This is a genomic window from Schaalia sp. (assembly GCF_050312375.1).
Classification (GTDB): domain Bacteria; phylum Actinomycetota; class Actinomycetes; order Actinomycetales; family Actinomycetaceae; genus Pauljensenia; species Pauljensenia hyovaginalis.
The window spans coordinates 1-23,479 of record NZ_JBNOYB010000072.1 but is presented as its reverse complement, the minus strand read 5'-3'; the positions used below and the strand labels follow the sequence as shown (position 1 = coordinate 23,479).

Sequence of the window (23,479 nt, the reverse complement as noted above, 5' to 3'; positions counted from 1 at the left end):
ATGTGCCCGCGCACCCGCCCTTCCCGTACCCAGCCCCCAGGAGCAGCGACCATGCTGAAGAGCCTCAAGAGATTCGGGCCGGTCTTCCTCGGCCCCACACTATTCGCATTCACCCTCGCCTTCCTCGCCCCCTTCGCGATCGGCCTCTACCTCTCGCTGTGCAAGTTCACGACCGTGACGAACGCGTCCTTCGTCGGCATCGCCAACTACATCGACGCCTTCTCCGCATCGCAGGGCTTCGTCCGCGCGCTCGTCTTCACCGCCGCCGTGACGATCCTGTCGGTCATCACCGTCAACGTCTTCGCCTTCGCGATCGCCTACGCCCTCACCCGTAAGCTCAAGGGCACCAACTTCTTCCGCACCGTGTTCTTCATGCCGAACCTCATCGGCGGCATCGTGCTCGGCTACACCTGGCAGACGATCATCAACGCGGTCCTCCTCCACTGGCAGACGACCCTCGTCACGAATGCGACCTACGGCTTCATCGGCATCATCATCCTGCTCAACTGGCAGATGGTCGGCTACATGATGATCATCTACATCGCGGGCCTGCAGGCCGTGCCGAAGGATCTCATCGAGGCCGCCGAGATCGACGGCGCCGGCAAGTGGCTGATCCTCAAGAACGTGACCATCCCGATGGTCATGCCCTCGATCACGATCTGCCTCTTCCTCACGCTGAGCAACTCCTTCAAGCTCTACGACCAGAACCTCGCCCTCACCAACGGCCAGCCCCTCGACATGACGGAGATGGCCGCACTCAACATCGTCAACACATTCTTCTCGCGCGTCGGATTCGAGGGCGTCGGCCAGGCCAAGGCCGTGGTCTTCTTCCTCATCGTCTCCCTCATCGCATTCATCCAGCTGCGCGCCACCCGAGGCAAGGAGGTCGAGGCATGAGCACCGTCACCGCATCCGCCATCCCCAACAAGACGCGGAGCAACCCCGTGGGCAAGGCCGTCCTCTACCTCGTCCTCGTCGCCCTCACGCTCGTCTTCATCGGGCCGCTCCTCTTCATCCTCAACAACTCCTTCAAGGGCCGCTTCTTCATCTCCGACGACCCCTTCGCCCTTCCCCTGAGCGAATACTGGGTCGGCGTGGAGAACTACATCAACGGCCTGAACACGACCAACTTCTTCGCAGCCGCCGGCTGGTCCTTCTTCATCACGATCGGCTCGGTCATCGTCATCGTCTTCTTCTGCGCGATGACCGCCTACTACATCACCCGCGTGAAGACCTGGTGGACGAACGCCCTCTACCTCCTCTTCGTCTTCTCGATGGTCGTCCCCTTCCAGATGGTGATGTTCCCGACCGTCAAGATCGCCGACATGCTCAACCTCGACAACCCGCTCGGCATGATCCTCCTCTACCTCGGCTTCGGCGCCGGCCTGTCGACCTTCATCTTCTCCGGCTTCGTCAAGTCGATCCCGGTCGAGATCGAAGAGGCCTCGATGATCGACGGCTGCGGACCGCTTCAGAACTACTTCCGCATCGTGATGCCGATGCTCAAGCCCGTCATGATCACGGTCGCGATCCTCAACGCGATGTGGGTGTGGAACGACTACCTCCTCCCCTACCTCGTCATCGGCCTGTCGACGCCCTACAAGACGATCCCGGTCGTCGTCCAGCAGCTCGTCGGCTCGCACGGCTCGAACGACATGGGCGCCCTCATGGCGATGCTCGTGCTCGCGATCATCCCGATCGTCGCCTTCTACCTCTCGAGCCAGAAGTACATCATCGAGGGCGTCGTCGCCGGCGCAGTGAAGGGCTGAAAGGTGTTCGACGCACGCCGTTCCGGCATTCTCATGCCGATCTCCTCCCTGCCCGGGCCGTGGGGAATCGGGTGCTTCTCGGCCGAGGCCGAGAGCTTCATCGATTCCCTCGCGGCCGCGGGCCAGGAGATCTGGCAGATTCTGCCCCTCGGCCCCACCGGGTACGGGGACTCGCCCTACTCGAGCTTCTCCACCTTCGCCGGCAACCACTACTTCATCGACCCCGAGCGCCTGGTCGAGGCCGGCCTCCTCTCCCCTTCGGAACTGAAGGGGATGGAGTGGGGAGACGATGCCGAGCGCGTCGACTACGGCGCCCTGTACGTCTCGCGCAACGCTGTCCTGCGCATCGCCTTCTCGAGGGCGCTCGACCTGGGCCTCAACCGCGAATTCCTCGAATTCGAGGAACGGGCGAGCGCCTGGCTCGACGACTTCGCCCTCTTCATGACGGCCAAGGGCCTGAACGATCAGGCCCCCTGGACGACGTGGCCCGAGGGCCTTCGCCACCGCGATCCGCACGCGCTCGAGGAGCTGCGCAACGATCATCCCGAGGAGATCCGCTACTGGAAGTGGCTCCAGTGGGTCTTCGACTGCCAGTGGCGCTCCCTCCACGCGCGAGCGACGGCGGCCGGCGTCAAGATCCTCGGCGACATCCCGATCTACGTCGCCGCCGATTCCGCCGACGCATGGGCCAACCCCGAGCTCTTCGACCTCGACGACGATCTGGCGCCCCGGCGCGTCGCCGGCGTCCCGCCGGACGGCTTCTCCGCGACCGGCCAGGTCTGGGGGAACCCGCTGTACGACTGGGAGCACCACCGCGAACAGGGCTACTCCTGGTGGATCGAGAGGATGCGGCGCCAGCTCGAGCTGGTCGACATCGTGCGCCTCGATCACTTCCGCGGCCTCGAGTCCTACTTCGCCGTTCCGGCGGGCGAGGACACCGCGGCCAACGGCGTCTGGGAGGCGGGTCCCGGCATGGAGCTCTTCTCGGCCCTCACCTCCGCCCTCGGCCCTCTCCCCCTGATCCTCGAGGACCTCGGCTATCTCACTCAAGAGGTCGTCGACCTGCGGGAGGCCTCGGGATACCCGGGGATGCAGATCCTCCAATTCGCCTTCGACTCGCGCGAACCCGCCGACTACCAGCCGCACCGATTCCCCCGCGATTCGGTCGTCTACACGGGAACGCACGACAACAACACCCTCGTCGGCTGGTACCGCACGCTGTCCCGGGCGGATCGCGAGAAGTCGATCGTCTACCTCAACAATGCGCGCACCCCGGAATCAGAACGGCCCTGGGACTTCATCACGAGGGCGATGACCTCGGTGGCGAATACCTGCATCGTGCCCATGGCCGACTACCTTTGCCTCGACGGCGGCGCCCGGATGAACACCCCCGCCGTCCCCGAGGGCAATTGGCAGTGGAGAATGGCCCCCGGAGCCTTCGACGACGCGCTCGTCGACAGGATCCGCGCGCTCACCGAGGTGAGCGAACGCAGCGCTGGGAACTGACGAGGAAGATGGGAGGAGGCGACGTGCCCCCCGAAGTGAAGCGCCCGACGATCAAGGACATCGCCAAGGCCGCAGGAGTCGGCGTCGTCACCGTCTCACGGGCCCTCAACGACAAGCCCGACGTCTCCGAAGCGACCCGCGAGCGGATCCTCGCCCTCGCCGAGGAGATGGGATACCGCCCGAACCGGCATGCGCGCTTCCTCAAACTCACGCACAACCCCGCGATCGCCGTCATGATGAAGGGCATCGACAACCCCTTCTTCGGCCGGATGCTCGACACGATGGAGACGGCCGTGCGCGAGCGGGACCACCTCCTCACGGTCGTCAAGGTCCCCCACTGGGGCGACGAGGTCGAAGAGGCGATCACCCTGGTCGATGAGGAGATGGTGGCGGGGGTGATCTTCCTCGGGGGATCCTTCTCGCACGAGGCCCGCGTCTTCGAGCGCATGCGCGTCCCCTTCGTCCTGTCGACGGTGTCGCGCCTCGACAAGGTCCCGGACGGCATGTACTCCTCGGTCTCCGTCGACGATGCTCTCGAATCGGCGAGGGCCGTGCGCCATCTCATCGACCTCGGCCATGAGCGCATCGCGGTCCTGGGCGTCGACCCCTCGGACGTGTCCGTCGGCGCCCAGCGGGTCTCCGGATACCGCCACGCCCTCGAAGAGGCGGGGATCGCGGTCGACGAGGAGCTCGTCCGCTACGAGGTGCTCGATCAGGAGGACCCCTACACCTTCGAGCACGGGTACCGCCTCGCTCAGCGCCTCCTCGCTGAACGCCCCGATGTCACCGCGGTCTTCGCCATCGCCGATGTTCTCGCGATCGGCGCCATGCGGGCGATCAGGGAGGCGGGCAGGCGCGTCCCCGAGGATCTGTCGATCATCGGCTTCGACGGCATCACGATCGGTGACTTCGTCGAGCCGCGCCTGACGACCCTCGCCCAGCCGCCCGAGCGGATCGCGCAGCTCACCTGCGATATCCTCTTCGATCAGATGGCCTCCGGCCCCGCCCAGCACGTCTTCGTGCCGGGGACGATCCGCGAGGGCGGATCGACGGCCACCGCTCCCGCCCCCGCGCTCTAGGAGGAGCCCATGGCCTCGCGCCTCGGACCCGATTCCGCTGTCCATGCGGCGCTCAGCTGGATCGCGGCGCTGATCCTCGCGAATCTCGTCTGCGTCGCAGTCTCCCTCCCGATCCTCACGGCGGGGATCGGCCTCCTCCTCACCGCCGTGGTCGCCGTCCGGCTCATCGAATCGGAGTCCACGGCGGTGCTCCCCGCGCTCGGCCGGGTCGTGCGCGGGGCCGGGCTCGCAGCCTCCCTCCTCTTCCTCGCAGAGGCGCTCCTCGCAGTGCTGCTCGCCTGGGAGTGGGTCCTCGCCTCCCATCTCGCCGGCGGCCCGGCTCCCCTCCTGGCACGCGCAGTCGTCGTCTTCGTCGCCTTCGTCCTGGCGATCGTGCACGTGTGGGTGTGGCCCCTCATGGCGTACCGCCTCATCGAGAAGGACCGCATCGCGGTGCGCGAGCTCCCGATGCTCGTCCGCGCCTCGGCGATCGTCGGCCTGGCGAAGACCCCGCGCACGGTTCTCGCCCTCCTCGTGACCGCGGGCCCGATCGTCCTGGCGACCGTCTCCCTCCCCTGGGCCATTCGCGCGCTCTTCTGGTTCGCGGTCTTCGGGATCGCCTTCGCGATGTACGTCTCCGTCCTCACGGCGCATCCGGTTCTGCGCTCGGCGATCGCTCCCGATGAGGATCCGCGGCGCTCCGCTTCCCGGGACTAGCCGCATCCGCTCCTTGGCGCGAGCCCATGCGGGCGACTAAGGTTTCGGTGTGCCGAAGTCTTCAGCTCCGCGGTCAGCACCGCCGTCCAAGGACCGACGGCTCCTCCCCCTCCTCGGGCCCGCCTTCGTCGCCGCCGTCGCCTACGTCGACCCCGGTAACGTCGCCGCCAACATCACGGCCGGCGCCAGATACGGCTACCTCCTCGTCTGGGTCCTCATCGCCTCCAACATCGCGGCGATGCTCATCCAGTACCTCAGCGCGAAACTCGGGCTCGTCACCGGCGCCTCCCTCCCCCGCCTCCTCGGCGAACGCCTCGGACGCCCCGCGCGCCTCGCCTTCTGGCTCCAGGCGGAACTCGTCGCCGCCGCCACCGACCTCGCCGAAATCATCGGCGGCGCGCTCGCCCTCCGCCTCCTCTTCGGCACCGACCTGCTCCTCGGGGGGATCATCGTCGGCGCCGCCTCCACGCTCCTGCTCACCTGGCAGGGCAAAGGACGGCAACATCGCTTCGAAGGCATCGTCATCGCCCTCCTCCTCATCATCACCATCGGCTTCCTCGGCGGCCTTATCGCCGCCCCGCCCTCGGCGAGCGGAATCGCATCCGGGATCGTTCCGCGCTTCGCCGGACCCGACTCGGTCCTCGTCGCCGCCTCGATGCTCGGCGCGACCGTGATGCCGCACGCCGTCTACCTGCACTCGTCCCTGGTCAACGATCACCACGAGGATCGTCCCTCCGAGGAGGCCCTTCCTCGTCTCCTGCGCGCGACCCGAATCGACATCGGATGGGCGCTCGGACTCGCGGGACTCGTCAACATCGGTCTGCTCCTCCTCGCCGCCTCCGCCCTCGCGGGCGTCGCCGGCACCGACACCATCGAAGGCGCGCACGCCGCGATCTCCTCGGCCCTGGGCCCAGCGGTCGCAACGGTCTTCGCGATCGGTCTGCTCGCCTCCGGACTGGCCTCGACCTCCGTCGGCGCCTACTCCGGCTCCGAGATCATGTCCGGCCTGCTCAAAGTCCGCATCCCCCTGGTCTGGCGCAGGCTCATCACCCTCGCCCCCGCCCTCATCATCCTCGCGCTCGGCGCCGAACCCACCTGGGCGCTCGTCATCTCCCAGGTCGCCCTCTCCTTCGGCATCCCCTTCGCGATCATCCCCCTGATGGCGCTCACCCGCGACCGGGGACTCATGGGGGAATTCGCGGATTCACGGATCGTGCGCGCCGGCGCCGACATCGTCGCCGCCCTCATCATCGGGCTCAACCTCCTCCTCATCGGATTGACCCTCGCCCCGGCCTCAGGGGCCCCGTAACCCGAAAGGCGACGGGACCTCCCCGCAAGGGGAGGTCCCGTCCGTGGCGCGCCGCCTCAGGCGCGATGCGACTCCTCGTAGGCGCTCATGAGGTCGATGCGGCGCTGATGGCGCTCATCCTGGGAGAAGGGCGTTTCGAGGAAGGCGTCGATCAGGGCGAGGCACTCCTCGACGGAGTGCTGGCGCGCCCCCACCGACACGACGTTCGCATCATTGTGTTCGCGGGCGAGCCTGGCGGTCGACTCGTTCCACACCAGGGCGGCGCGCACGCCCTTCACGCAGTTGGCGGCCATCTGCTCACCGTTGCCCGAACCGCCGATGACGACGCCGAGCGAACCGGGATCGGCGACGACGGCCTCAGCGGCCTCGAAGCAGAACGGCGGGTAGTCGTCGAGGGAGTCGTACTCATGGGCGCCGTGATCGACGACCTCATGACCCGCGTCCCGCAGATGAGCGACGACGCGCTCCTTCAGCTCGAACCCGGCGTGATCGGTTCCAATATGAACTCGCATGAAAACCCTTCCTTGGGTGGATGTGGCGATCAACACTTCCATTATCGCATCACCGGACAGGTGCGACACGGGACCGGGCACCCCTGCTAAACTGTCCGACTGTTGGCCCCGATAGCTCAGTGGATAGAGCGTTCGCCTCCGGAGCGAAAGGTCGCAGGTTCGAATCCTGTTCGGGGCACCCTGTGATGTCCCAGGACATTGTTCCGGCAATGTCCTGGGACTTCTTTCATGTTCGGGGCGCTCCCCTGCCCGACTCCTCCTGATGCGCCGATCCCGATGGAACACCCGGACTCGGCCCGCCCCGGAGCGCTAGGGTGAGTCCGTCCCTAGCGATCGTTGACGGAACAGGTGTCCCATGACCTTCCCCTGGTGGTCCCTCCTCCCCTTCGTCGCGATGCTCGCCTGCATCGCCCTCCTCCCCATCATCCCCGCGACCTCGCAGTGGTGGGAGAAACGGTCCAGCCAGCTCATCATCGCACTCGCACTGGGCGTCCCGACCCTCGTCTACATGCGGATCATGGCCGGAACCGGGGCGCTCATCGAAACCGGCGTCGAGTACGTGCAATTCATCGCCCTGCTCCTCGCCCTGTTCGTGATCTCGGGCGGCATCCACCTCGAGGGCGACATCGAAGCCACTCCCCGGAACAACACCGCCTTCCTCGCCGTGGGCGGCGTCCTCGCCTCCTTCGTCGGAACCACGGGCGCGGCCATGCTCCTCATCCGCCCGATCCTCGCCACCAACAAGGAACGCGTCAACCGAGTCCACACGGTCCTCTTCACGATCTTCGTCGTCGCCAACTGCGGCGGCCTCCTCACCCCCCTCGGCGACCCGCCGCTCTTCCTCGGCTTCCTCCAGGGAGTGCCCTTCACATGGACCCTCGGACTGTGGAAGGAATGGCTCTTCGTCCTCCTCCTGCTGCTCGTCTCCTACTACTCCATCGATTCCATCGCCTACGCCGCAGAGCCCGTAGCCGCGATCGAACGCGATGAATCCGAAGTGACGCCGCTGCGCCTCGAAGGCGCGGTCAACCTCGTCTTCTTCGCGGTGGTCATCCTCGCGGTCGCCTTCATCCCCTCATGGGACGGCGAGCTCCTCGCCGAGGGCCACGCGCACGGCGCCCAGCTCGTGCCCTGGAGGGAGATCGTCATGCTCGGCGCGGCCGCCGCCTCCTACGCGCTCGGCGACGCGAAGGTCCGCTTCGAGAAGAACGCCTTCACCTGGGCGCCCATCGCCGAGGTCGCAACGCTCTTCATCGGCATCTTCTCAACGATGGCGCCGGCGCTGCGCTTCCTCGAGCAGGTCGCACCTTCGCTTCCGCTCGGCAGGATCACCTTCTTCCTCTTCTCCGGGTCCCTCTCCTCCGTGCTCGACAACGCGCCGACCTACCTCACCTTCTTCGAAATGGCGAAGTCGCTCGGCGGGCCCGAGCCGCTCGTCGCCGGCGTGCCCGAGTACTTCCTCGTCCCGATCTCGCTCGGCGCCGTCCTGTGCGGCGCCATCACCTACATCGGGAACGGCCCGAACTTCATGGTGAAATCGGTCGCCGAATCCGACGGAGTCCCGATGCCCTCCTTCGGCGCCTACGTCGTCAAGGCCTTCGAGCACCTGGTGCCGATCCTGGCCGCCATGACCCTGATCTTCGTCGCGGAGACGCCCGTCCCCCGCATCCTCGGAGTCGTCGTCACACTCGCGATCCTCGCGCTCGCGGGGATCCGGATCGCGCGCGCGAAGAGCTCGATCCGCCGCGAGGCCTGAAACGGCGCGGCGAAGGCCGTCCGGTTCGGCACTCGGTTCAACCGCCTCAGTCGCGGGCGCCCTGGCCCTTCGGGGCGCTCGGAGGGGCGGGCCGGGCCCACAGTCCGCGTTCGGAGAGGAAATCGCGCACGAAACGGGGGCGGTTCGTCACGATGCCGTCGACGCCGAGGCCGATGAGACTCATGATCTCCTCGGGCTCGTCGACCGTCCACACATGGACCGCGAGCCCCAGGGAATGCGCGGCGGCGACGAAACGGCGATCGACCACGGTGATCGGGCCGAAAGACTGCGGGACCTGGGCGGCGACGACGCCGAGATGGGCGCCGGGCACGCGCCAGCGCGCCGGATGCGAAGCCGTCTTCGCGGCCCCCACGAGGCGCACGACCGCGCTCATCCCCAAGGACGTGGCGACGCGGGCCCGGGTCGCCTCGCGCATCCGCCGGACCCGCGATTCGTCGAAGGAGGTGACGAGCACGCGATCGAGGGCCCGATTCTCGGAGAGCACCTCGAGCAGGGGCCCCTCGACCCCCTTCGCCTTCGCATCGATGTTGAAGTACATCGTCGGGAAGGCCGTGAGCGCCTCGGCGAGCAGGGGCATCCGATGCCCCTGGGCGTCGCGCAGGTGCGAGATCTCCCGGTAGGTCATGTCCGAGATCCTCGCGTGCACGCCGAAGCAGCGATCAAGCGTCGGATCGTGGCTCACGACGACGAGCCCGTCGGCCGTGAGGTGGACATCGGTCTCGATGTGCCGGATCCCGAGTGAATACGCGTAGGAGAATGCCTCGAGCGTATTCTCCGTGGCCTTCTCATCGCCGCCCCTGTGGGCGAGGATGATCGGTCCGACACGCGAAGCGACGGGGATCATGAACAGGCCTCTTGGTTGACGTCGATCGCCCCGTTGGCGGCGAGCCACGCATCCGGATCCACGGGATCGTCGGAGGCGTTGTGGATCTCCAGGTGCAGGTGCGGCCCCGTGGACATGCCGTGGGAGCCGACGGCGCCGATCACCTGGCCCGCCTCGACGCTCTGGCCCTTCGTGACGACGATCTGATTCGCGTACTGGTGGAGGTAGAGGGAGTAGAAGACCGTTCCGTCCGGGAACTCGTGACGGATCTTGACGACGTCACCGCCGCCGTAGGGATCGTAATAGACATCGGCGACCACTCCGGAGTACACCGCGTGCAGCGGAGTCCCCAGGGGGGCCGCCATGTCGGTTCCCGTGTGGAACTCCGGCGAGCCGTTCACGGGATTGATGCGCGGCCCGAAGGGCGAGGTCGACTGGAAGCGCCCGACCTCGATCGGCATGTAGACGGTCCGCCGCTCCACCGCGACGGAGCGCTCGCCGTTCGCCGAGGTCTCGGCAGGGATGCACTGGGTGACGGTGAGCGGCGCGCGGAAGCGCGCCCGGGACACGGCCGTCGCCGAACCCGCGAGCGAGCTCGACATGACCGTGCGCGTCCCCTGCATCCAGGTGGTGCCGACCGCCGTCCCCATCGCGCGCGACGGCAGGGAGATCGAGGCGTCCGAACCGACGAATCCGGACAGGGGGACGACGACGGTCATCGCGAGCAGCGACGTGAGCACACCGGCTTTGGCGACGGTGAAGACGGACGAGCTCTTCCGGCTCCGGGGGGAGCGCCGCGCGGAAGCGCTCGGAAGCCGACTCGCCTCACGTTCGCGGATCTCGCGGCGCGAGGGCAAAGGGCACGGGTCAACGGCCTCTGACACGCCTTGTTCCTCCAGATCGACGTCGACGGCCGCGCTCGGCCCGGACTCCCAACAAAATACCCCGGATCGCCCCGACTGCGCCAGGCATCCACAGATTCGGAAGAAGGATCACAAGCGGGCGCCGTCGGAGAAGGGACCGGCCTCCGCATCGCGCTCCCAGGCGGATTCCTCGCGCTGAAGCGAATCGCGGACCTCGCCGACGAGCTCCTCGAGGACGTCTTCGAGGAAGAGCACGCCGATCACCTCCCCCGCATCGTCGGTGACGAGGGCGAGGTGCGCGCCCGTCGCCTGCATGTGGCGCAGCGCGTCCTCCACTTCATCCGCGGCCCGTACGGCGCCCATCTTCCGGATCCGCCACGGCGTCACCGGCCGGTCGCGTTCGTCTGCGTCGGCGTAGAGGACGTCCTTGAGGTGCAGATAGCCCTGGATGCCCCCCTGCTCGTCCGCGACGGGGAAGCGCGAGAATCCCGTGACGGCGACCTCCCTCTCCACCTTCGCGGGAGTGATCGACGAGGGCAGCACGACGAGTTCCGACAGCGGGACCATCGCCGAAGCGGCCGTCTCCTCGGAGAACTCGAGGCTCCCCGAGAGCAGACCGAGATCGTCGCTCAGCGTTCCCTCGGCCGCGGACAGTTCGACGATCGAGGCGACCTCCTCGGCCGTGAAGGTCGCGGCGATCTCGGCCTTGGGCTCGACTCCGCGCCAGCGCAGGATCGCATTGGCCACGTGATCCATCGCGCGGATGATCGGGCCGACGAGGTGGCCGATCGCGACGAGGGGCGGGGCGAGGAGGAGCAGGAGGCGGGCGGGATCGGCCAGGGAGATGTTCTTCGGGACCATCTCGCCGAAGACGACGTGGAGGAAGAGGACGATCACCAGGGCGATCGCGAATCCGAAGACGTGGCTCGTCGCAGTCGGCACGCCGAGGCGCTCCAGGGGGCCCTCGAAGAGATGGGCGATCGCGGGTTCGGCGACGACGCCGAGCGTCGTCGAGGCGACCGTCACGCCCAACTGGCAGATGGCGAGCATCAGGGACACGTGTTCGAGGGCGTACATGGCGTGGGCCGATCCCCGCGCGCCCTCGGCGCGCAGGGGCTCGATCTGGGAGCGCCTCGACGAGGTCGTCGCGAATTCCCCGGCCACGAAGAAGGCGTTGAGCGCGAGGAGGACAAGGGTGATCGTCAGTCCCCAGCCGATGCTCACAGTCCGACCTCCTCGTCTCTCGCCTCGACGGGCGGAGTGACCGCGATCTGCGTGATCCTCCGCCCCTGCATGGCGATGACCTCCAGGGCCGCGCCCTGCGCGGCGAAGGCGTCTCCGACCTGGGCGACGCGCCCGAGTCCGGACATGACGAGGCCCGCGATCGTGTCGTAGGCAGGGTCCTCGGGCAGGGCGATGCCGGTGCGTTCGAAGAGCTCATCGGGGCGCAGGGTGCCCGGGATGAGGATCGCCCCGTCCGGACGGGTCCGGATGCCGAGCCTGCGCCCGTCGTGCTCGTCCGACACCTCGCCGACGATCTCCTCGACGACGTCCTCGAGCGTGACCACCCCCGAGACCCCTCCGTACTCGTCCACGACGATCGCCATCTGGAGCCCCTCCTCGCGCAGCTGGACGAGGAGCGGGCCGATCGGCGCGGTCTCGGGGACCGAGGGCGCCTCGGCCATGAGGGAGGCCGAGACGACCGGGACCTCGGAGCGCTTCTCGTAGGGGACGCCGATCGCGCGGCGCAGGGAGACGAGGCCGAGCACGTCATCGGAGTCCTCGCCGATGATCGGGAATCGGGAGTGCCCGGTCTCGTGCGACAGGGCGACCACGTCCTGGGCGGAGGCCCGCGAGTCGAGGAAGTGGACGCGCCCGCGGTCGGTCATGACGTCGACCGCGGTCAGGCCCGAGATCCGCATCGAGTTCGTGAGGAGCGAAGCCGTCGAGGTGTCGAGCGTCCCCTCTTCGGCGCTGTGGCGCACCATGGCGGCGAGTTCGGAGGCCGAGCGCGCCGAGGAGAGCTCCTCCTGCGGTTCGATGCCGACGAGCTTGAGGACCGCGTTCGCCGATCCGTTGAGCACCACGATGATCGGCTTCACGAGCGTCGTGAAGGCGGCCTGGAAGGGGACGACCAATCCCGCGGTCCTCAGGGGATGCGCGAGGGCGAGGTTCTTCGGGACGAGCTCGCCGAAGAGCATGGAGAAGGCGTTGATGAAGACGGCGGCGATGATCGCCGCCGCGCCCGCGGCGATCGCCTCGGCGAGCCCGACCGCGCCGAGGGCCGCGTAGAGCAGGTCCGAGATCGTCGATTGAGTCGTGTAGCCCAGGAGGATCGTCGTCAAGGTGATCCCCACCTGGGCCCCCGACAGCTGGGTGGAGAGCGTGCGGGTCGCCTTGAGGACCGATTCCGCGGACTTGTCGCCCGCACTCGCGCGCTTGTCGACAACCGCCTGGTCGAGGGCGACGAGCGAGAACTCGGCGGAGACGAAGATGAAGGTGCCCGCGGTGAGGACGACGCCGAGGAGGAGCATCAGGACGTCGACGATCATCGCGACCTCAGGGCGTGCGCGAATCGGGCGGGCGGGGAGGAGGGCAATCGGCCCGTACTGTCAGAGTCCATCGTGGTGGCAGTCTACAAGGAAGGGCCCGGCGAGTCCCGACCGGGGTCATTGCCGAGATCACGCGAGCGCCGGTATGCGAGGCCCTTCGCCAATGAAGGGTTTTCACTCGGGAAAGAATCCCTCCCGAGCTCATCGAATCTCGACCAAGTCGGGCCTAAAGGCCTAGAAGGGTTCTACACTTGGCCCGATGGTTCGATGACGAGCAAGGGAGGCGGCCCGCGTGGCACCCATGGACTCTCAACCCGAGGCGGAGAACTGGTACGTCGCTTCAATGCGCGAACTCTTCCTCCGCGATCCGAACGCCCTCGATGATTCCTGGCGGCGCTACTTCGAGACCGAGGACGCGCCGCTCCAACTGCGGAGCCGACGCCCCCCAGTTCCGCCCGCCCCCTCGAGCGCGCAGGTCGCCGCCGACGCCGCCCTCCCCGCCGACGATCCCGAACGGGCCCCCCTCGACGTCCCCAACACCGAGTCCGTGACCCGCTCCGATCTGCCGCCCGCCCCGCCCTCGGCGATCGCCGAAGCCACCTCCCCCTACACGCGCCAGCTCCACGGGCGCCCCGCCACCGCCCGGCAGGCCGGGACGACGACCGAGGACGGGGCCCTGGCGCTCAAGGGCGTCGCCCGCGCCACCGCGAAGAACATGGACGACTCGCTCTCCATGCCGACCGCCACCTCCCAGCGCCAAGTCCCGGCGAAGCTCCTCATCGAGAACCGCACCCTCATCAACGCCCACCTCGCGCGCACCACCGGCGGCAAGATCTCCTTCACCCACCTCATCGCCTACGCGATCATCGAGGCCCTGTGCGAGATGCCGGACCTCAACGTCCGTTACGAACTCGACGGGGGAAAGCCCCTCATCCGCCGTTTCGCCCACGTCGGCATCGGCATCGCGATCGACGTGACGAACAAGAAGGGCGAGCGCACGCTCATGGTGCCCGTCATCCGCGAGGCCGACACCCTCACCTTCTGGGAGTTCGTCGACGCCTACCAGGACCTGGTCGCCAGGGCCCGCAAGGGCGAGCTCGGCGCGGCGGACTTCCAGGGCGCGACCGTGTCGCTCACCAATCCCGGCACCCTCGGCACGACCACCTCCGTGCCGCGCCTCATGCGCGGACAGGGCCTCATCATCGGCGTCGGCGCCACCGACTACCCCGCCGAATACCGCGGCGTCTCCCCCAGAAAGCTCGCAGCGCTGGGCATCTCGAAGACGATGTACATGTCCTCGACCTACGACCACCGCATCATCCAGGGCGCGGCATCGGGGCAGTTCCTCGCCCTCGTCGACAAGAAGCTCTCCGGACTCGACGGCTTCTACGAGCGGGTCTTCACCTCCCTGCACGTCCCGCACTACCCCTACACCTGGGAGCAGGACCACGAATACGATCCCGAGCGCGAGAAGGGCAAGCCCGCCCGCATCGCCGAGATCATCCACGCCTACCGCTCGCGCGGGCACCTCGCCGCCGACACCGACCCCCTCGCCTACCGGGTGCGCCGCCACCCCGACCTCGACATCACCCGCTACGGACTGGGCGTGTGGGACCTCGAGCGCTCCTTCCCCACCGGCGGCTTCGGCGGCGAGGACCACATGGTGCTGCGCGACATCCTCGCCCGCCTGCGCGACACCTACACGCGCTCCGTCGGCATCGAGTACATGCACATCCAGGACCCCGAGCAGCGCACCTGGGTCCAGCAGCGCATCGAGGGCCCCTACGAGGCGCCGACCGCACAGGAGCAGCGCCACATCCTCGACACCCTCATCCGCGCCGAAGCCTTCGAGGAGTTCCTCCAGACGAAGTTCGTCGGCCAGAAGCGCTTCTCCCTCGAAGGCGGCGAGTCCCTCATCCCCCTGCTCGACGCGATCCTCGCGACTTCCGCGAGGAGGGGCATCCACGAAGTCGCGATCGGCATGGCGCACCGCGGCCGCCTCAACGTCCTGGCCAACATCGCGGGCAAGTCGCTCGCCCAGATCTTCTCCGAATTCGAGGGCACCGAGGACCGCTCGACCGTCCAGGGCTCCGGCGACGTCAAGTACCACCTCGGCACCTGGGGGGTCTACTCGCTCGACGACGGCGTCGCCACGAAGGTCTACATGGCCGCGAACCCCTCGCACCTGGAGGCCGCCGACGGCGTCCTCGAGGGCATCGTGAAGGCCAAGCAGGACCAGCTCGGCGACGACGACCTCCCCATCATCCCCGTCCTCATCCACGGGGACGCGGCCTTCATCGGGCAGGGCGTCGTCCAGGAGACCCTCAACATGTCCCAGCTCACCGGCTACAAGACCGGCGGCACGATCCACGTCATCGTCAACAATCAGATCGGCTTCACGACCGGCCCCACCGCCGGCCGGTCCACCCGCTACCCGACCGACCTGGCGAAGGGCCTGCAGGTGCCGATCCTCCACGTCAACGCCAACGATCCCGAAGAGGTCGTGCGCGTCGCCCGCCTCGCCTGGGAGTACCGGCAGACCTTCCACAAGGACGTCATCATCGACCTCGTGTGCTACCGCCGACGCGGGCACAACGAGGGCGACGACCCCTCGATGACCCAGCCCGTCATGTACGGGCTCATCAACCGGATCCCCTCGACCCGCGCGGTCTACATCTCCAACCTCGTCGGCCGCGGCCGCCTCACCGAGGACGACGCCCGCGACCTCACGACCGAGTACGAGAACGAACTGTCGCGCATCCTCGGCGAAACCCGCGAGAACGGCGGATGGCGCCCCGCCCCCGCCGCCGACGGCGCCTCCCCCGATTGGGTCATGCCCGAATCGCAGCTGCCCGGCCAGGGCATGATGATCGGCTGGACCTCGGCCACCTCCCTGGAGGAGATCCGCCGCATCGGCGACGCCCACGTCAACTTCCCCGAAGGATTCACCCCCCACCCGAAGATGGCGCAGCTGTGCGAACGCCGCCGCGACATGGCCTACGGGAAGCGCCCCATCGACTGGGGCTTCGGGGAGCTCCTCGCCTTCGGCACGCTCCTCATGGAGGGCACGCCCGTCAGACTCTCCGGCGAGGACGCGCGCCGCGCGACCTTCGTCCAACGCCACGCGGTGCTCCACGACCACCTCGACGGACGCGAATTCACCCCCCTGCAGTTCCTCACCCCCACCCAGGCGAACTTCGACGTCCTCGACTCGCCCCTGTCCGAATACGCCGTCCTCGCCTTCGACTACGGCTACTCCGTGCAGCGCCCCGAAGCGCTCACGCTCTGGGAGGCCCAGTTCGGCGACTTCGCGAACGGCGCCCAGACGGTCATCGACGAGTTCGTCTGCTCCGCCGAGCAGAAGTGGGGCCAGCGCTCCTCGCTCGTGATGCTCCTCCCCCACGGCTACGAGGGCCAGGGGCCCGACCATTCCTCCGCCAGGATCGAGCGCTACCTCCAGCTGGCGGCCGAGGACAATATGCGGATCATCCAGCCGTCGACCCCGGCGAACCACTTCCACATGCTCCGCGTCCAGGCCTACTCCCGCCCGCGCAAGCCCCTGATCGCGATCACGCCCAAGCAGCTGCTCCGCCTCGGAGCGGCTACCTCCTCGGTCGAGGACTTCACGCATGGGACCTTCCTCCCAGTCATCGGCGAGAAGGACCCCTCGATCGACCCCGCGGCGGTCACGCGCGTCCTCATGTGCACGGGCCGCGTCTACTATGACCTCGTAAGAGAGCGCGAGGCCCGCCAGGATCGCCGTACGGCGATCATCCGGCTCGAACAGCTCTACCCCCTGGCCAACGACGAGGTCCTGGCGGCCCTCGCCCCCTACGGATCGGCGGAACTCATCTGGGTTCAGGACGAGCCGAAGAACCAGGGGGCGTGGCCGTTCCTCGCGCTCAACATGTTCATGGAGTGGTCGGAGCCGGTCCGCCTCGTCTCGAGGCCGGAATCCGCGACGACTGCGGCCGGACGCGCGTCGCTTCACAAGGAGCAGAACGCCGAGTTGCTGCGACGCGCCTTCGACCGCTGATCCGAAGGGGGCGCCATGCGCTTGGCCGTCATCGGCGACGAACTGGTCGCCGGGACCGGGGATTCGCGCGGTTTGGGCTGGGTCGGGCGCGTTCTGGCGCGCTCGGAGTTCACCGATCCGCCCACCCTCATGCCCCTGCCCTGGCCGGGTGAGACGACCCGGGAGCTGTCCGCGCGCTGGGAGGGCGAAGCGGCGGCGCGCCTCTCGCAGGGCGGACCGCGGGGCCTGATCATCGGGATCGGAACAGCCGACGTCACCGCGGGCACGAGTTCAGCGCGCTCCCGCCTCAACCTCGCGAATATCACGGATCGCGCGACGACCCTGGGGATCCCCTGCTTCGTCGTGGGCCCGCCTCCCCTGGCGGGAGCGGACGCGCAGGCGACGAAGGAGCTGTCGCGCTCGTGCGCCGAGGTCTGCCTCAGGCGCGGACTGCCCTTCGTCGACCTGTACGCGCCGCTCGTCGCGCACGATCAATGGTTCGAGGACATGGCCGCCTCGAGGGCCCGCACGGAATCGGGCGTGACCCTTCCGGGCCAATCCGGCTACGCCCTCATGGCCTGGCTCGTGCTGCACTCGGGGTGGTACGAATGGACGGGAGCGGCCCCGCGCGAGTGAGGAGGGCCGCCGCCCCGCCCTCGCCCCCGCTCGGGGCGCCGCCCTAACGCCTGGGCTCCCCTCAGCCGCGCTTGGGGCCGCCCGCCAGGGCGAGGAGCCCCCAGCACACGAGGCTCGAGGCCGCGCTACCGGCGAGGACCGGGGCGATGCCCGCCCAATCGAGGCTTCCCGCATCGGAAAGGGCCGAGGAGCCGAGGGTGAGGGCGCTGGTGAGCAGGGAGGGCGGCCAGAGGAACGCCGCGATGAGCCCCTTGCCGAGCATGCCGACGCCCACGACCGCGCCCACGAGTCCCGCGGCCGGAGACGCGATGAACGCGGGCAGGCGCGAAGCGAAGGCGGACTGGAGGGCGATCAGGGGGAGCGCCGCGAGGACGCTGATCGCATTGGCGCCGACGAAGGCGAGGGGCATCGTCCCGTCGATCTCGAAGAGGAAGGTCCCGACGGCCCAGGTGAGTCCTGTGAAGACGACTTGGGCGAAGGCGAAGGGCACGAGGACGACCAGGCTCTTCGCCCCCACGAGCGCCCAACGCGGGTGCCCGGAGGAGGCGACGAGGTTCCACGTGCTCGTCCGATGCTCGGGGCGCCACACCGCGGCGGCGAGGAGACTGATCGTCAGGGTCGCGAAGACGAGTCCGTAGAACAGGGTCGTCTGGCTCGTGTAGGCCACCCACGTGGCCTCCAGGTGAGCTCCGGCGTTCTGCGAGAAGTTGATCGCGCCCGTGGCGACCGCCATCGCGGGGATGAGGGCGGCGAGGAACCAGGCCGGGCTGCGGCGCAGTTTGAGGAGCTCTGCTCCGACGAGGGAGGCCGACCGGGCGCCGGCGCGGGGAACGGGGGTCATTGGGTCACCTGCTTGCGATCGAATCGGGCGCAGACGGCGAAGAAGACGACTGCGATGAGGATGAGGTATCCGGCGATCCAGGGCCATTCGGGCTCGACGAGGACGACGCGGCCCGCCCCCGCCCCCTCGTAGACCATGGAGGTCCGCGAGATCATCGCCCAGTAGCCCCAGGGCAGGAGGCGGGCGACGCCGGAGGGGAAGAGGAACATGTAGAAGGCGACGAGGGAGCCGATGAATCCGATGCCGACGCTCACGACCTGGTTGTCGACGGCCGCGGACAGGAGGATGTGGAGGGCCGCGAGCGCGAGGTCGACGCCGATGAGGCACGCCGTGTACCCCGCCCACACGCCCGCGTCGAGGGGCTGGACGCATCCGAGGGCCTTGACGATCCCGACGAAGCCGAGGCTCTGGATGCTGACGCCCGTCGCCACGAGCAGGGCGAGGAGGGCGAACTTGATGCGGCACAGGCGCCCGATGCCGACCCCCTGGGCGGCGTGGAAGGTCCAGCCGCGCCCCGAATGCTCGACATCGACGAGGCGCGAGGAGACGAAGGAGATGAGGATCGGCGAGATGAGGCTGTTCATGATCGTGTAGGACATGAGGAGGCTTAGCCAGATGTCCGGTTCGAGCAGGCGCGCCCGCTGGGAGGGACGCAGCGGCAGGGAGAGCATGTAGGCGACTGCGATGCACACGGCGATGACGAGGGGCAGTCGAAGACGCCGGCTCTTGGCGGCTTCCGAGGCGAAGAGGGCCCGCCCGGAGGGCAGGGCGCGCGTCGAAGCGCTCATCGCAGTCCGCCCTCCGTTCCGGTGAGGTCCATGAAGACCTCCTCGAGGGTGCGCCCGGCGCGCCGGGCCTCGTACACCTCGACACCGGCGAGGGCGAGGCGGCGCAGGAGCTCCGCCCCGCCCTCGCGCGTGAGATCGGCCAGCCGGACGCCCTCGTCCTCGTCGGGCACGATTCGCCCGCCCAGACCCGCGAGCATCGCGGGGTCTGCGACTAAGACGGGGTCGGAGGAGACGATGACGAGATCGGGGATGGAGCGGGACATGAGTTCGGCGCGAGTGCCCTGGAAGACGAGCCGCCCCTGGGAGAGGATGCCCAGGACGGTGCAGGTGCGGTCGATCTCATCGAGGAGGTGGCTGGACACCATGATCGTCACCCCCTCATCGGCGAGGCCCCTCAAGAGGGCCCGCATGTCCTCGATGCCCGCGGGGTCCAGGCCGTTGGTCGGTTCGTCGAGGACGAGGAGATCGGGGCGGTGGGCGAGCGCCATGGCGATGCCGAGGCGCTGCTTCATGCCGAGGGAGTAAGCCTTGACGAGTTTGCGGCGGTGCTCGGACAGGGAGACGAGGTCGAAGGCGCGGTCGATATCCGCGTCGCTCAGGCCGCGCAGACGCTGGACGATCCTGAGGTTCTCCTCGCCGGTGAGGTGCCCGTAGCCGGGCGGCTGCTCGATCATCGACCCGGTGCGGGCCATGAGGGCGGGCAGGGTGCGCCTGTCGACGCGTCCGCCGAATGCCTCGACGTACCCGGAGCTCGGGTCGAGGAGGCCGAGGAGCATCTTCATCGTCGTCGACTTGCCGGAGCCGTTGGGGCCGATGAAGCCGTAGACCGCGCCCCTCGGGATCGTCAGATCGAGGGAGTCGACGACGGTCTTTGCGCCGAAGGTCTTCGTCAGGCCGTGAGTGGTCAGTGCGGGGGCGCCGATTCGCGGCGCTGCGTCGTGTTCGTTCATGCCTCCCATCCAAGGCGCCCGGCCGGCGCGGGTCATCGGACGGGGGTCTGATCTTCGCCCTCCCCTTTCTGCGCGCTTCTCATACCGGGGGATGAGGAGAACGGGTGCGCGAGGGGCTAGCGTAAGGGGCGTGCCCCTGCCCCGCCTCCCTCGTCCGCGCACCGCGGACCTCGTGACCGCGTGCCTCTTCGCCTTCGTCACCGCGGCGAATCCGCGCGCCTTCATGCCCGACGGCACCTCGATCGCCGCAGCCCTCGGCTCGACGGGGGCCATCGGCTGCCTGTTCTGGGGCTTCACCCTCACGTGCTGCGCCGCGATCGCGGTGCGCACGAGGCGGCCGCTGCTCAGCGTCATCGCCGTCGAAGCGGCCCTGGCCGCCCATCTGCTCCTCTTCGACTCCCTGTCGGTCCTGGCGGTCGCGAGCTGCCTCGTCGCGGCCGAGACCATCGGCTCGAGGATCTCCCGCCCGTGGTCCTGGGGCCTGCTCGCGGTCATGGCCCTCGGCTCGGCGGCGACGGTGCTGCGCATCTCCCCGCTGTTCAACGAGGAGGTGGAGACGTGGTCCAGGCTCATGTTCGTCCTCGTCACCGCCTGGTCCCTCATCGGAGCCGCCTACCTGTGGGGCCTGAACCGCAGACGCGCGCGGGACCGCGTGGAGCAGATGATCGCCCGGGCCGAAGAACTCGCCGTTCACGCTCAGGAGACCGCCGCTCACGCGGAGGACCGCAGGCGCCTGGCGGTCATCGAGGAGCGCCAGCGGATCGCGCGCGACGTGCACGACGTCCTCGGCCACTCCCTGGCGGTGATCGGGATGCAGGCCGAGGGCGCGAAGGCCGTGCTCGGCAGAGACCCGGCGCGGGCGGAAGCGGCCCTGACGACCATCGGTGAGATGAGCCGGGTCGGCGTCGACGATGTGCGGCGCCTGGTCGATGTGCTCAGGGATGACGCGCCTGAGACGGCGCCCGATCCGCGCTCTTCGACCGGGGCGGATGCCGGATGCGAAGAGGAGGGGGCTCCCTCCGCCTCCCCTCCCCCGGCGCCGCGGACCGGGCTCGCCGAGCTCATCGTCCTGGCGGAGGGGCTCCGCTCGGCGGGCCGCGAGGTGATCCTCCGCATCGGGGCCTCGGCGCCGATCCCGGCTGTTGCGGAAGACGCCGTCTCGGGGATCCTCCGGGAGGCCCTGTCGAACGCGGCGCGGCACGGCGCCGACCCGATCGGCGTCGATCTGCGCGTCGACGATGCCGGGATCGAGCTGTCCGTCTTCTCCGAAGAGAAACGATCCCCCGGGGCCTGCGCAACCGCTGCGAGAGCCGGGGCGGGCCTGGAGACGATGCGCGAGCGCGCGGAATCCCTGGGCGGGTCGCTCCACGCGGGGCGCGGCAGCGATGGCCGTTGGCTCGTTCACGCCCGTCTGCCCGTCCCGGGCCCGGCGACGGCGGGGGTGAGGGGATGATCCGCATCGGAATGGCCGACGACGAGCCGCTCTTCTCCGCCGGACTGGCGATGCTCCTCGACGCCCAGGAGGGCATGGAGGTCGCCTGGCAGGCGCGCGACGGCGGCGAGGCGCTCGAGTTCGCCGCCCGGACGCCCGTCGACGTCCTCCTCCTCGACGTGCAGATGCCCGTCTGCGACGGATTGGAGGCGACCCGGGGCGTCGTCGCCCGGGGCCTTCCGGGCAGGATCGTCATCCTCACAACCTTCGACACCGAGGGCTACGTCCTCGGCGCCATCGAGGCGGGGGCCTCGGGATTCCTGCTGAAGAACACTCCCCCGGCCGTCCTCATCGATGCGATCCGCACCGTCGCCTCAGGCGACTCCGTGATCTCGCCAGGGCCGACCCGTCGTCTCATCCGGGCGATGCGGGAAGCACCCGTGTCGAGCGCCGAACGCTCGAAGCGGAGACAGGACGCCGGGGCCGAGGCTCCCTCCGAGGACCTCACCGAACGGGAGTTGGAGGTCCTGGCCCTCATCGCTCAGGGCTTGACGAATCAGGAGATGTGCGACCGGCTGTGGGTGTCGATGCCGACCGTCAAGACGCACGTCTCGCATCTGCTCCTCAAGACCGGGGCGAGGGATCGCGTCCAGCTCGTCCTGTACGCCCTGCGCACCGGCGTCGTGGATCTCGATGCGCTCCTGATCGGGACTCCCTGACCCGGGCGCCCATCCGGAGCGACGAGCGCCCGGACGGGACGACGGGTGCTGGAGCTGCGCGGGGGCGCAGGAGGAGGAAGGGCGATCCGGGCGCCGGGCAGGCGCCGGATGAGCGCAGAACCCGTCCGGATATGCGAAGACCCGGCGACAAGGGTCACCGGGTCCTGCGCGATCCTCTTCGGCTCAGGCGTTCGGACGCTTGCCGTGGTTCGCGCCGCGCTTGCGACGATCGCGACGCTTGCGGCCCCTCTTCGACATTTCGATCTCCCATCGCTCGGATTCAACCCGGACAGTGTCCCACATATCGCGACCCGAGGCCAACAGCCCGCGCCTCGCGGCGACGCACATCACTGGAAGGATTCCGCGCCCGCGCCTTCGGGCATCGCGCTCAAGCGGGTGAGGATCCTGTCCTCGAGGTCGCTCGGCCCGGCCTCCGCCAGGCAGGAGCGCACGAGGCCCCGCAGGTGCCTCTCGGCCTCAAGCGCGTCCGCGCAATCCGGGCAGCCCCGCGCGTGCGCGAGGAGCAGGAGACGCTGAGGCGAAGAAACGCCCTCGATCTCCCCGGAGTCGAACAGCGCCGCCGCATCCTGGCACTCCTCGCAGTCGATGATGTCCTCGAGAGCCGCGCGGAGCTGCTCGCAGGGGTTCGCGTCACTCATCGCCGTCTCCTCCGATCCCGTACTCCCCGGCCAGGCCCGCCAGCGATCGCCGCAGATTCGCCCGCGCCCGATGGAGGCGCGACATCACCGTTCCGAGCGGGATACCCAATGCGGACGCGATCTCCCTGTAGCTCAGGGAATCGACATCGGCCAGCACCAGGACCGCCCGCTGGTCGTCGCTGAGCGAGAAGATCGCGGAACGGATCGCCTCGGCGGGCATGCGGGCGAGCGCCTCCACCTCGGCCGACTTGAGGCCGACCGGGTCGTGTGAGGCCGCTTCGGCGAGCTGCCAATCCTCCAGGCCCCCGTCCGAGGCGATGAGCGGGCCCCGTTTCTCCTTGCGGTACGCCGAGATGAAGGCATTCGTGAGGATCCTGTACAGCCATGCGCGGATGTTCGTCCCCTCTTCGAAGGTCTCGAACCTCGAGAACGCCCTGAGGAAGGTCTCCTGCACGAGGTCCTCGGCGTTGTGGGGATCGCGCGTCATCGTGAGCGCCGCCGCATACAGCTTGCGGGCGTGCGGGAGCGCTTCGCGGGCGAAGCGCTCCCAGGA

The 23,479-nt window shown here is 68.7% G+C and carries 22 protein-coding genes and 1 tRNA gene; 12 read left to right on the top strand and 11 right to left on the bottom strand.

The window, feature by feature from the left end; all coding sequences use genetic code 11:
* Positions 1-51: 51 nt before the first annotated feature.
* Genes ACQY7V_RS05820 through ACQY7V_RS05795 form a run of 6 tightly spaced genes read left to right on the top strand, consistent with a single transcriptional unit; the run spans position 52 to position 6,359 of the window.
* A complete protein-coding gene (locus ACQY7V_RS05820) occupies positions 52-897 on the top strand; it encodes a carbohydrate ABC transporter permease (protein WP_235361209.1) in 846 nt (281 codons plus the stop codon).
* Positions 894-1,769: a carbohydrate ABC transporter permease gene (locus ACQY7V_RS05815; RefSeq protein WP_154478329.1), complete on the top strand. Its 876-nt coding sequence runs from the start codon at positions 894-896 to the stop codon at positions 1,767-1,769. Before ACQY7V_RS05820 ends, ACQY7V_RS05815 begins: the two co-directional genes overlap by 4 nt.
* 3 nt (positions 1,770-1,772) lie before the next feature.
* A complete protein-coding gene (gene malQ / locus ACQY7V_RS05810) occupies positions 1,773-3,275 on the top strand; it encodes a 4-alpha-glucanotransferase (protein ID WP_235361211.1) in 1,503 nt (500 codons plus the stop codon).
* A gap of 23 nt (positions 3,276-3,298) precedes the next feature.
* Positions 3,299-4,354, top strand: coding sequence for a LacI family DNA-binding transcriptional regulator (locus tag ACQY7V_RS05805; protein WP_303772743.1), 1,056 nt, complete (start codon positions 3,299-3,301; stop codon positions 4,352-4,354).
* A 9-nt stretch (positions 4,355-4,363) separates the two neighbouring features.
* Positions 4,364-5,050, top strand: coding sequence for a hypothetical protein (locus tag ACQY7V_RS05800; RefSeq protein WP_428639308.1), 687 nt, complete (start codon positions 4,364-4,366; stop codon positions 5,048-5,050).
* Positions 5,051-5,099: 49 nt separating this feature from the next.
* Positions 5,100-6,359 (top strand): Nramp family divalent metal transporter, encoded by a 1,260-nt coding sequence (locus tag ACQY7V_RS05795; RefSeq protein ID WP_320836494.1) that lies wholly within the window; start codon positions 5,100-5,102, stop codon positions 6,357-6,359.
* 56 nt (positions 6,360-6,415) lie between these two features.
* On the opposite strand, the gene ACQY7V_RS05790 is transcribed toward ACQY7V_RS05795, so the two are convergent.
* A complete protein-coding gene (locus ACQY7V_RS05790; protein WP_195838727.1) occupies positions 6,416-6,871 on the bottom strand; it encodes a ribose-5-phosphate isomerase in 456 nt (151 codons plus the stop codon).
* 105 nt (positions 6,872-6,976) lie between these two features.
* Between ACQY7V_RS05790 and ACQY7V_RS05785 the strand changes: the two genes are divergently transcribed.
* Positions 6,977-7,049 (top strand) — tRNA-Arg (locus tag ACQY7V_RS05785).
* Positions 7,050-7,226: 177 nt separating this feature from the next.
* On the top strand, positions 7,227-8,627 hold the full coding sequence (locus ACQY7V_RS05780) for a sodium:proton antiporter (protein WP_303774951.1): 1,401 nt from the start codon (positions 7,227-7,229) through the stop codon (positions 8,625-8,627).
* A 46-nt stretch (positions 8,628-8,673) separates the two neighbouring features.
* Here the strand turns inward: ACQY7V_RS05780 and ACQY7V_RS05775 are convergent, their stop codons facing one another.
* From ACQY7V_RS05775 to ACQY7V_RS05760, 4 genes are all read right to left on the bottom strand, one after another.
* Positions 8,674-9,492, bottom strand: a complete 819-nt coding sequence (locus tag ACQY7V_RS05775; protein WP_303772739.1) for a glycerophosphodiester phosphodiesterase family protein — start codon at positions 9,490-9,492, stop codon at positions 8,674-8,676.
* Entirely contained in the window at positions 9,489-10,355 is an 867-nt protein-coding gene (locus tag ACQY7V_RS05770) for a M23 family metallopeptidase (RefSeq protein WP_303772738.1), read from the bottom strand. The genes ACQY7V_RS05775 and ACQY7V_RS05770 overlap by 4 nt, the downstream gene beginning before the upstream one ends.
* 108 nt (positions 10,356-10,463) lie before the next feature.
* Entirely contained in the window at positions 10,464-11,558 is a 1,095-nt protein-coding gene (locus tag ACQY7V_RS05765; RefSeq protein WP_428639305.1) for a hemolysin family protein, read from the bottom strand.
* Positions 11,555-12,886: a hemolysin family protein gene (locus ACQY7V_RS05760; protein ID WP_428639304.1), complete on the bottom strand. Its 1,332-nt coding sequence runs from the start codon at positions 12,884-12,886 to the stop codon at positions 11,555-11,557. The genes ACQY7V_RS05765 and ACQY7V_RS05760 overlap by 4 nt, the downstream gene beginning before the upstream one ends.
* A gap of 301 nt (positions 12,887-13,187) precedes the next feature.
* Between ACQY7V_RS05760 and ACQY7V_RS05755 the strand changes: the two genes are divergently transcribed.
* Positions 13,188-16,922 (top strand): multifunctional oxoglutarate decarboxylase/oxoglutarate dehydrogenase thiamine pyrophosphate-binding subunit/dihydrolipoyllysine-residue succinyltransferase subunit, encoded by a 3,735-nt coding sequence (locus ACQY7V_RS05755; RefSeq protein WP_428639310.1) that lies wholly within the window; start codon positions 13,188-13,190, stop codon positions 16,920-16,922.
* A 15-nt stretch (positions 16,923-16,937) separates the two neighbouring features.
* Entirely contained in the window at positions 16,938-17,537 is a 600-nt protein-coding gene (locus ACQY7V_RS05750; RefSeq protein WP_154478312.1) for a GDSL-type esterase/lipase family protein, read from the top strand.
* A gap of 61 nt (positions 17,538-17,598) precedes the next feature.
* Here the strand turns inward: ACQY7V_RS05750 and ACQY7V_RS05745 are convergent, their stop codons facing one another.
* The 3 genes from ACQY7V_RS05745 to ACQY7V_RS05735 are packed head-to-tail and all read right to left on the bottom strand — an operon-like array spanning position 17,599 to position 20,116.
* Positions 17,599-18,378 (bottom strand): ABC transporter permease, encoded by a 780-nt coding sequence (locus ACQY7V_RS05745; protein ID WP_320836493.1) that lies wholly within the window; start codon positions 18,376-18,378, stop codon positions 17,599-17,601.
* Complete coding sequence (locus ACQY7V_RS05740; RefSeq protein WP_195838725.1) at positions 18,375-19,166, bottom strand: ABC transporter permease; 792 nt, start codon at positions 19,164-19,166, stop codon at positions 18,375-18,377. The genes ACQY7V_RS05745 and ACQY7V_RS05740 overlap by 4 nt, the downstream gene beginning before the upstream one ends.
* Positions 19,163-20,116 carry an ABC transporter ATP-binding protein gene (locus ACQY7V_RS05735; protein WP_428639301.1) on the bottom strand — a complete coding sequence of 318 codons (954 nt, stop codon included), beginning with the start codon at positions 20,114-20,116 and terminating at the stop codon, positions 19,163-19,165. The genes ACQY7V_RS05740 and ACQY7V_RS05735 overlap by 4 nt, the downstream gene beginning before the upstream one ends.
* A gap of 130 nt (positions 20,117-20,246) precedes the next feature.
* Between ACQY7V_RS05735 and ACQY7V_RS05730 the strand changes: the two genes are divergently transcribed.
* Both ACQY7V_RS05730 and ACQY7V_RS05725 read left to right on the top strand, forming a co-directional pair.
* Positions 20,247-21,569 (top strand): sensor histidine kinase, encoded by a 1,323-nt coding sequence (locus tag ACQY7V_RS05730; RefSeq protein ID WP_428639299.1) that lies wholly within the window; start codon positions 20,247-20,249, stop codon positions 21,567-21,569.
* Positions 21,566-22,267, top strand: a complete 702-nt coding sequence (locus ACQY7V_RS05725; protein ID WP_303772735.1) for a response regulator — start codon at positions 21,566-21,568, stop codon at positions 22,265-22,267. Before ACQY7V_RS05730 ends, ACQY7V_RS05725 begins: the two co-directional genes overlap by 4 nt.
* A 183-nt stretch (positions 22,268-22,450) precedes the next feature.
* Here the strand turns inward: ACQY7V_RS05725 and ACQY7V_RS05720 are convergent, their stop codons facing one another.
* The 3 genes from ACQY7V_RS05720 to ACQY7V_RS05710 form a co-directional block, all read right to left on the bottom strand.
* Positions 22,451-22,525: a 50S ribosomal protein bL37 gene (locus ACQY7V_RS05720; protein ID WP_407822404.1), complete on the bottom strand. Its 75-nt coding sequence runs from the start codon at positions 22,523-22,525 to the stop codon at positions 22,451-22,453.
* An 89-nt stretch (positions 22,526-22,614) separates the two neighbouring features.
* Entirely contained in the window at positions 22,615-22,926 is a 312-nt protein-coding gene (locus ACQY7V_RS05715) for an anti-sigma factor (RefSeq protein WP_320836491.1), read from the bottom strand.
* The coding region (locus ACQY7V_RS05710; RefSeq protein ID WP_428639298.1) for a sigma-70 family RNA polymerase sigma factor at positions 22,919-23,479 on the bottom strand (561 nt) is incomplete at its 5' end. The genes ACQY7V_RS05715 and ACQY7V_RS05710, both read right to left, overlap by 8 nt.

Excerpts from the sequence above, each read along its gene's own strand:
- ACQY7V_RS05820 (WP_235361209.1), top strand. The coding sequence starts at position 52 with ATGCTGAAGAGCCTCAAGAGATTCGGGCCGGTCTTCCTCGGCCCCACA.
- ACQY7V_RS05815 (WP_154478329.1), top strand. The coding sequence starts at position 894 with ATGAGCACCGTCACCGCATCCGCCATCCCCAACAAGACGCGGAGCAAC.
- ACQY7V_RS05800 (WP_428639308.1), top strand. The coding sequence starts at position 4,364 with ATGGCCTCGCGCCTCGGACCCGATTCCGCTGTCCATGCGGCGCTCAGC.
- ACQY7V_RS05790 (WP_195838727.1), bottom strand. The coding sequence starts at position 6,871 with ATGCGAGTTCATATTGGAACCGATCACGCCGGGTTCGAGCTGAAGGAG.
- ACQY7V_RS05780 (WP_303774951.1), top strand. The coding sequence starts at position 7,227 with ATGACCTTCCCCTGGTGGTCCCTCCTCCCCTTCGTCGCGATGCTCGCC.
- ACQY7V_RS05775 (WP_303772739.1), bottom strand. The coding sequence starts at position 9,492 with ATGATCCCCGTCGCTTCGCGTGTCGGACCGATCATCCTCGCCCACAGG.
- ACQY7V_RS05760 (WP_428639304.1), bottom strand. The coding sequence starts at position 12,886 with ATGATCGTCGACGTCCTGATGCTCCTCCTCGGCGTCGTCCTCACCGCG.
- ACQY7V_RS05755 (WP_428639310.1), top strand. The coding sequence starts at position 13,188 with ATGGACTCTCAACCCGAGGCGGAGAACTGGTACGTCGCTTCAATGCGC.
- ACQY7V_RS05750 (WP_154478312.1), top strand. The coding sequence starts at position 16,938 with ATGCGCTTGGCCGTCATCGGCGACGAACTGGTCGCCGGGACCGGGGAT.
- ACQY7V_RS05745 (WP_320836493.1), bottom strand. The coding sequence starts at position 18,378 with ATGACCCCCGTTCCCCGCGCCGGCGCCCGGTCGGCCTCCCTCGTCGGA.
- ACQY7V_RS05740 (WP_195838725.1), bottom strand. The coding sequence starts at position 19,166 with ATGAGCGCTTCGACGCGCGCCCTGCCCTCCGGGCGGGCCCTCTTCGCC.
- ACQY7V_RS05735 (WP_428639301.1), bottom strand. The coding sequence starts at position 20,116 with ATGAACGAACACGACGCAGCGCCGCGAATCGGCGCCCCCGCACTGACC.
- ACQY7V_RS05725 (WP_303772735.1), top strand. The coding sequence starts at position 21,566 with ATGATCCGCATCGGAATGGCCGACGACGAGCCGCTCTTCTCCGCCGGA.
- ACQY7V_RS05715 (WP_320836491.1), bottom strand. The coding sequence starts at position 22,926 with ATGAGTGACGCGAACCCCTGCGAGCAGCTCCGCGCGGCTCTCGAGGAC.